Origin of the sequence: Flavicella sp. (assembly GCF_029238425.1) — a bacterium.
Classification (GTDB): domain Bacteria; phylum Bacteroidota; class Bacteroidia; order Flavobacteriales; family Flavobacteriaceae; genus Flavicella.
Window position 1 is genome coordinate 1 of sequence record NZ_JAQWGB010000112.1, and the last position, 7,486, is coordinate 7,486.

At 33.4% G+C, this 7,486-nt stretch carries 7 protein-coding genes; all 7 read left to right on the plus strand.

The window, feature by feature from the left end; all coding sequences use genetic code 11:
• The coding region (locus tag P8H68_RS08375; protein WP_300323425.1) for an ATPase at window positions 1–528 on the plus strand (528 nt) is incomplete at its 5' end.
• Between the two features lie 545 nt (window positions 529–1,073).
• Window positions 1,074–2,060: a hypothetical protein gene (locus P8H68_RS08380; protein ID WP_300323427.1), complete on the plus strand. Its 987-nt coding sequence runs from the start codon at window positions 1,074–1,076 to the stop codon at window positions 2,058–2,060.
• 71 nt (window positions 2,061–2,131) lie between these two features.
• Entirely contained in the window at window positions 2,132–2,452 is a 321-nt protein-coding gene (locus P8H68_RS08385; protein ID WP_300323429.1) for a hypothetical protein, read from the plus strand.
• A 666-nt stretch (window positions 2,453–3,118) separates the two neighbouring features.
• A complete protein-coding gene (locus tag P8H68_RS08390; RefSeq protein WP_300323432.1) occupies window positions 3,119–4,663 on the plus strand; it encodes an amidohydrolase family protein in 1,545 nt (514 codons plus the stop codon).
• A 158-nt stretch (window positions 4,664–4,821) separates the two neighbouring features.
• Window positions 4,822–5,256: a cupin domain-containing protein gene (locus tag P8H68_RS08395; RefSeq protein WP_300323435.1), complete on the plus strand. Its 435-nt coding sequence runs from the start codon at window positions 4,822–4,824 to the stop codon at window positions 5,254–5,256.
• Between the two features lie 203 nt (window positions 5,257–5,459).
• The gene (locus P8H68_RS08400; RefSeq protein ID WP_300323438.1) at window positions 5,460–5,708 is read left to right on the plus strand and encodes a hypothetical protein; all 249 of its coding nucleotides are present in this window, start codon (window positions 5,460–5,462) and stop codon (window positions 5,706–5,708) included.
• Window positions 5,709–5,948: 240 nt separating this feature from the next.
• Window positions 5,949–7,486: DEAD/DEAH box helicase (locus P8H68_RS08405; RefSeq protein WP_300323442.1), on the plus strand; the 1,538-nt coding region annotated here is incomplete at its 3' end.

Genomic DNA, 7,486 nt, shown 5'->3' on the forward strand with positions numbered 1-7,486 from the left:
CAAAATTTTAAAATTCATTCAGAGGATTTAGAAATCATTTACAAACTCTGTGTGTATACAATTAATGATGTTGAAAAATGTAAAAAATACAACATAGACCCAAACAAAGGATTATTACTTTCCGGTCCTGTTGGTTGCGGTAAAACATCCTTAATGAAACTATTAAAACACATGACTCCGCATAAACCACAATATGAAATTATTCCTAGTAGAAATACAGTGTTTGGTTTCAATCACATCGGTTTTAAAACAATCGAAGATTACGGAAATTCAAAATTTTACTGCTTTGATGATATTGGGGTAGAGCCCAAAGGAAAACACTTCGGACAAGACTGCAATGTGATTGGGGAAATATTACTATCCAGGTATGACCTCTATTTGGATCCGAGAAAAAAAATAAAAACACACGCCACGACAAACCTCAACGCTGAAGAATTGGAAGAACGATACGGAAATAGAGTTCGGTCTAGAATGCGACAGATGTTTAATCTTATTTCTTTTAATGAAAGCTGTATGGATAAGAGATAAATTCTGTAGTCTTAATTATATTTCTTAACTTTAATAAGTATCAGGGGTGATACGCTTTTTCAATAGCACTAAAACCACTTGACTTTTCAAGTGGTTTTTTTACGCAATTAATTCTATTTACCTATCATTCATATTTAAATTTCATACGGTTAAAGAACTTTTCTAATAGCTCTAAATTATTTTTTTGGACATTTGAATATATGAGAAAGAATAAACATATTCTTTAGATCTATTTAAAGTAAATAGATTTTATGTCTTTAAAATAAAACTTCTCGTCATCCGTTAAACACATTGTTTGTTCGTGATGTTAATAACTATATGTCATTAAAAACTAATAAAAAAAACTCAGGTATATTGCATAAAAAGCACCTTTTGATTATCGGTATAATCGAAATTGAAAGAAGAAGACGAAGCCTTCAAACGAACACAAAACAAGGAAAATAGCAATAGCTATTCTGATACAAGCTAGAACCAATTTTGTATTTAAGCGAGCTAGTAATGTCAGTTTTCTCAATATTTAAAGCCTAACATAAATCCCAACTATCATGAGATCAATCACCAAACTTTTATTACTTAACCTCGCTTTCCTTATTTTACATTCATGCAAGGAAAAAGCAGTCCGCTTTGAACACGATTTCCCCAAACAGCCTGGATATGTAGTATTTAATCTAGGCGACAACACCTTCAAAAACTACACAAACCAAACCGTTATGCTCTTTGGTTGCAATACGGCATTAACCAATACAAGTCCTGACTGGCATGCTCCACCAGACTTTCAATGGAACACCTCGGATCAAGTCCTCTCTGGGATTTCTTTTGGACCCAAAACCTCCATTGTAAGCAAGGATACGGTTAACTACCATGTCAGTAAATATTATATTGCTTCACCTCCAGTTCGTCCAAAGAAAAATTCAAAATGGGGAAATAAATTTGACATTGGCTTGGTCATACCCGACCAATTCACTTTTAATGGAGAAGCTCCAGTACAAGAAGTTTATTTAGATTATACTCCTCTGAAACCGCAACTTACTTACGAAATCCCTTTTAAACTTGATTCCTCCGTTGTAAATTCATTAATAACCCATATTCCATTCAAAGTTGAGAGTACTAATTTCCCTTGGAATGATACACCCCGCATTAAGAATGGAAAAGGTGCTTCAGGAATTGGATTCTTTCAACCCGGAAAAGGTAAAGATGTTTTTAATTCCAATAGATTTTTCTTACCGTACACGAAAAATAATCACAAGGACAACATCCTCAATACTGAGGTAACTTTATTGAACGACATTATGTTATTATATGAGTTTAAATTTTTGGTACCAGACCCCAAAAACAATATGAATCTCCATGAAGTATCTACAATTAACTTGAAAAAGTATTTTGAATCTATTGAGCAATATTTTGACAAAAAAAAGGACTCCATAACCAACAAGAAATCCATGGTGAAACTAATTGCCAAAAGACGTACCCCAGGCGACATACCATGTGGCTGCCAATCACCAGTAGCAAAGGACGGTCCTTATGGTAAGTAAGCTTCAAAAAAGTCTAAAATGAATCCAACCTTAAACAATCCAAACAGAAAAACAGTACATCTTCAAAACCTATGTCAGAAAGTCTAAAATGCTTTTTAAATAGGTCTGAGAAACAAATTGAAGTACGTGTTCGTAAAAAAGAACTAGCCATGTTGTTTTTATATTTCAGCACCAATTTTTATGGCCTCGGAAAGCATTATGTGGTTGACGATAACAATCGTAAATACGTACTGGAGTTAGTATCGTATTTTTCTAAATCTGAAAGATTCGGAAGTCAGGGAGTTGTTAAAAACAAAGCTTCTCTAGACAAGGGATTATTTATATTCGGGCCTTGTGGTTTGGGGAAATCTGATCTGTTTGAAATTTTTAGACGTATGTTTTTTTTTAGCTAAACACGGCTGAATGCAAATGTATTTCAAAGGCTATACGGCCAAGTATATTGTAACTAACAAAATGGAATTCACAAAAAAGCTAAACGAAAGAGATCCTAGCATTCTAAAAATAAAAATAGAAACCGGCAACGTTTACCTAGGTGATGTGGGTACAGAACCAAAGTTCTTCTCCCAGGAACTCATTGGTGACTTTCTGCAACAACGGTACATCAAAGAAAAGGAAAAACGGTATCGCACATTCATTACATCCGACAGCAACATTACTGAATTAAGCAAAAGATATGGAATGCAGGTAGAAGATAGATTTTGAGAAGTGTTCAATATTATCAAATGGGAGGGAAACTCTAGAAGAAATTAAACTGCTAAAAATAAATCTATTACAACATTTATATGTATCTTTAAGTACTTTAGGAACATAGCATTTCTTTTATAGAACTACTTGACTTTTGTAATGCCCTTAATAAGTTAGTCACTAATTAGAGGCATTATATTTTAAGTGTTTTTTTGTTTTTAAACTTGTTCTATAATAGCTTTTAAAATGAATAGATTAAAAAAATGGGAACCAAAACAAAACTTCTCGTTATCCGGTAAATGACATTGATAAAATGTAGTTTATTCTTGATATTAGGAGTTGGCAATAATTTACAATCAACACTAAATATATTTATGAAATCAATCAAAATAATAATTGTATCATCTATCATTTCCATTCTTTTGGTCAACTGTGGAGAAAAAAAAGATATCAAATACGATATTGTTATTTCTAATGCTCGTGTTATTGACCCTGAAACTGGATTTGACGAAGTCTCTAATATTGGTATATCAGGTAAAGAAATTAAAACTATTACCTCTGAAAAAATTTCCGGAAAAAAAGAAATTAATGCAAACGGTTTGATTGCTGCTCCAGGTTTTATTGATCACCATGCACATGGACAAGACCCTTATAGCACGAAGTTAGGTGTCCTCGACGGAAAAACTACGCAGTTAGATTTAGAAGCAGGAGCGCTTCCTGTTTCTAAATTCTACGATTATAAAAAAGGTAAAGGAATTTCTAATTACGGTGTATCGGTAGGACATGCTTTCGCTAGAACTGTAGTATTAGATGGCGTAGATTCCGAGGGTATTGGGCTTTTAAACCATTCATTAGAAAAAACTGGAGTAACAGGAAATAAGTGGGCATCTACACAAGCAACAGATGCGCAGTTAGATGAAATTGATAAACTTGTTATTCAAGGAATTAACGAAGGAGGCATTGGTATTGGTATCATGGTAGGATACTATAAAGACGCCAGAAGTGATGGACTTGTTAGAATTGCTAAAATTGCAAACGAATATAATAGCTTTTTAACAACGCATACAAGATTTTTAAGTTTATCTCAACCGAGTGGAACTTTAGGTATTCAAGAAATGATTTCACTTTCTACAAGTTATAATGTGCCTCTTTTGGTGCATCATGTTCCTACAAATGCACTTACTGATACGAAGATTGTTTTAGACATGATTGATACCGCCAATAAAAATAATGGTAAAATCACTGGTGAAATGTTTCCATATGACAGAGGTTCAACATTCATAGCTACAGAAATATTAAGTGAAGGTTGGCAGGAGCGAACAGGTATGGATTACAGCGATTTACAATGGGCAGAAACAGGAGAAACACTAACAGAAGAAACCTTTAATAAATATAGAAAAGAAAGACCTGAAGGTTACTTTATTATGCACCATATTAAAGAAAAAGACATGATGCTAGCTTTAATTCATCCAAATATTATTATTGGTAGTGATGGCATGGTATATACCGATGATAAAGGGCAACTCTTATCTGAAGATGCAGAGTTTGGTCTTGGAAGAGGCCATCCAAGAGGCGCTGGGTCTTATGGTGCATACTTAAGATTAGCTATTGACGAAGGTAGCTTATCTATGGCACAAATATTAGCCAAAACTAGTTATTTGCCAACTAATCTAATTGAAGATATAGTGCCCTCTATAAAAAAACGTGGGCGTTTACAAGAAGGAGCTTATGCTGATATAACACTTTTTAACCCGAACACAGTTGATGGCGTTGCTGGATACGACATAGGAACAAGTAGTTTACCTTCAAAGGGGTTTGAATATGTTATTGTAAACGGTCAAATAGTTGTTGAAAAAGGAGTTTTAATCAAAAACACCTACCCAGGTGAAGCAATTCGAGGGATGGTTGTAAATAACTAAAAACTATTGCCAACAACATATAAAAATAATGGCGGAAATCCAGTCAAAACGAAAGATAATAACAACAATAAACTTTGGTCTAAACTGAAAAGTTTATGGACTTAAAACCGCCACTATTCTTATACAATACCGTTGTGCAGAATTAAAAAAACAACAAAATGAGAGAAATAGAAATTATTAAAAAAGGTGAAGGTGAAAATTATAATTATTCACAGGACCACTGCTTTGTCAAATTATCTTCTAAGAGTACAAATGGTGAACTTTGTTTCGTTGAAGATACCTTAAAACCTGGGTTTTACCTTGGTAGACATCACCATAAAATTATGACTGAAGTATTTTACTTCTTGGAAGGTGAAGTGGAACTGATATTTGATGACAAAACTATTGTCTGTCTGCCAGGTGACACGGTAACAGTTCCGCCAAATGTATGGCATGCGGCTAAATGTGTCAAAGGAGGAAAGATGCTCTCGATTTTTAAAAACGGACAATTCGATTTATACCTCCAGAAGTTGTCTCAAATGTCAGACAGCGATTTTGCGGATAAGAACCTAATGCAAGAAGTAAATGCTCAATTTGACATTTATGAAGGATAAAACTCTGCACAATAAAACCTAAACGTAATACTTTGATAGACAATGTGCTTATCCAAGCCGTTGATCTATTTTTAATAGATTAATATTATAAAAAGCCACTTGAACTTTCAAGTGGCTTTTTGTTTTCCCAAAATTCAGTAAGTCATTCCCTTTTACTACAACCATAAGCAAGACCAAACTCCTTTTCTTTATAATTTTGTAATATGAAATACACACAATATTTTAAAAAATCCAAAATAGAAAATGGACCACCACATTTAAATCAAGATCAACACAGTAGGTATTTCAATATAGTTGCTTTAGAGTATCATATAGATCAAATGAACAAGCTAGGATTTCGCAGTTCAGTTATTTTTACCCACCTCGAAAAACAAAAAAATAGCATCATGCGAATCACAAAAGAATTAGAGCCGGAAGAACTATTAATGGAGTTGATTGAGTTGTCGAAATAGCATGTGAAAGAAGGGTGGAGTAAGAGTGTAATGTATTGAAAAGAAAGTAGACTTTTTACGATGTATTGTATCATGTTTTTAAATGAAAATTCAATAAACATAGACTTGGTAGATACATAAAGACTATAATAATTGTATTTCATTTGTGAAAATTGAGTATGTTTATAACGAATTAAAGGAAATCATTAGTGTAAAAAGTACTAGAGCAGTAATTTGTGATTCTTTGAACTCGTTTATTATATGATAAACAAAATTCTTTATATCGACATTGAAACCAATAAGCAAGGTAAGATTGGTGATGTTGGTGCAATTTTTAACGGACAAGAGTTACATGAGAAACAGCTGACCAAATTGGAATCTTGGATACAGCAGGCAGAATACATTTGTGGTCATAATATTGTTGCGCATGACATCCCAATGTTAGAGGGAGTTTTGGGAAATGAAATATTTCAGAACAAAAAAATCATTGATACCTTACTTTGGTCTCCAATCATTTTTAACAACAATCCATACCATAAATTAGTAAAAGGATATAAAATTGTGAATGACAGTGATGTCAACAATCCATTATCTGACTGTAAGCTAACCAAGCAGCTATTATTAGATGAGCTAAATGGATTTAATGAATTAGATGGTAGGAGTCAGCAAATTTATGCAAACCTACTTTCTGATAATGTTGGCTATTCAGGTTTCTTAGATTTAATAGACTTTAGAACGGAGACAATTGATATCGATATCGCAATAAACAAGCTCTTTAAAAATAGAGTTTGTGAAAACACGAATATTTATAAGGTTGCGAAAGAATCTCCAGTTGAGTTGTCGTATGCCTATGCGTTAATAAGCACTGAAGAAGATAAGTCTGTACTATCCTTTTGGATCAATCATACATTTCCAAAAACAGCTCAAATTGTCAATGAGCTTAGATTCAACCACTGTAACGAATCTAGCTGTAACTATTGTAATTCTAATTTAAATCCTAAAAAAGCATTACAAAGATATTTTGGTTATGATGACTTTAGGAGTTTCGATCAAGACGAAGAAATAAGTCTTCAAGAAAAAACGGTACGCGCTGGATTAACGAATGATTCATTTGTAGCGGTGTTTCCTACGGGTGGTGGAAAATCACTTACTTTTCAACTTCCGGCTTTGATGAAAGGTTCTTTATCGCGTCAACTTACAGTAATCATATCCCCATTGGTTTCGTTGATGAAGGATCAGGTTGAGAACCTAGAAAAACGTTTTGAGATAACAAAAGCTGTCGCAATAAATGGTTTATTATCTCCTTTAGAAAGGCAAGATGCTATTGAAAGGGTTGAAAATGGTGATATACAGTTGTTATATTTATCACCAGAGTCATTAAGATCTCCGACGATTTTAAGAATTTTAAAGCAACGATCTATAGCAAGGTTTGTCATTGACGAAGCGCATTGCTTTTCGTCTTGGGGCCAAGATTTTAGAGTGGATTATTTATACATCGCTGAATTTATAAAAAGTTTAGAGGAAGGCATGCTGTATAGAAAGATACCCGTTTCTTGTTTTACAGCAACTGCAAAACCTCAGGTCATCATTGATATAAAAGAATATTTCAAAAAAAGATTAGATGTTGAATTGGATGAGTTTGTTACGAGGGCGAGTAGAACAAATTTAAAATATGAAGTAATTGACATAAAAGATCCAGCGCTTAAAATGGGATCGTTATTAAAGCTTTTAGAGCGTTGTGAAAAACCTGCAATCATTTATGCTTCTAGAACAAAGAGAGTAGAGGAAATTCATGGGGT

Bases quoted from the DNA above. Each gene is read 5' to 3' on its own strand.
- P8H68_RS08380 (WP_300323427.1), top strand. From the start codon at position 1,074: ATGAGATCAATCACCAAACTTTTATTACTTAACCTCGCTTTCCTTATT.
- P8H68_RS08400 (WP_300323438.1), top strand. From the start codon at position 5,460: ATGAAATACACACAATATTTTAAAAAATCCAAAATAGAAAATGGACCA.
- P8H68_RS08390 (WP_300323432.1), top strand. From the start codon at position 3,119: ATGAAATCAATCAAAATAATAATTGTATCATCTATCATTTCCATTCTT.
- P8H68_RS08385 (WP_300323429.1), top strand. From the start codon at position 2,132: ATGTCAGAAAGTCTAAAATGCTTTTTAAATAGGTCTGAGAAACAAATT.
- P8H68_RS08395 (WP_300323435.1), top strand. From the start codon at position 4,822: ATGAGAGAAATAGAAATTATTAAAAAAGGTGAAGGTGAAAATTATAAT.